Origin of the sequence: Streptomyces litchfieldiae (assembly GCF_031845365.1) — a bacterium.
Classification (GTDB): Bacteria; Actinomycetota; Actinomycetes; order Streptomycetales; family Streptomycetaceae; genus Streptomyces; species Streptomyces litchfieldiae.
This window is the reverse complement of record NZ_JAVREL010000102.1, coordinates 1-463: the sequence shown is the minus strand read 5'-3', so window position 1 is coordinate 463 and position 463 is coordinate 1. Positions and strand designations below refer to the sequence as shown.

Sequence of the window (463 nt, the reverse complement as noted above, 5' to 3'; positions counted from 1 at the left end):
CCTCACGTGGCAGAGGAGCCAGAACGAGCAAACCGACATGGCAACAACGGAATCAGTGCAAGCCGCGACGGATGCCACGGTCGCGCTGCTGAGCTACAAACCCGACACCGTCGACAAGGAGCTCGAGGACGCCCGGAGTCGGCTCACAGGCCAATTCCTGGACTCTTACACCTCTTTGACCCGAGATGTCGTCATCCCGGGAGCGCAACAAAAGAAGATCACCGCCACCGCCACAGTCCCGGCCGCCGCACCTGTATCGGCTTCCAGCGATCACGCCGTGGTCCTGCTCTTCGTCAACCAAACTGTCACCGTCGGTGCAGACGCACCCACCAACAGCGCGTCCACCGTGCAGGTATCCCTGGACAGGATCGACGACCGCTGGCTGGTTTCGGCGTTCGACCCCATTTAGCCGCATCCGCCCCACACGCTCTGCGCCACCAACTGCACCCACACTCCCGCGGAA

Annotated in this window: 1 pseudogene; it reads left to right on the top strand. The window is 62.9% G+C overall.

What is annotated here, in order from left to right:
- Positions 1-409: pseudogene (locus RM590_RS35580) on the top strand (hypothetical protein); the annotation flags it as partial.
- Positions 410-463: the final 54 nt, after the last annotated feature.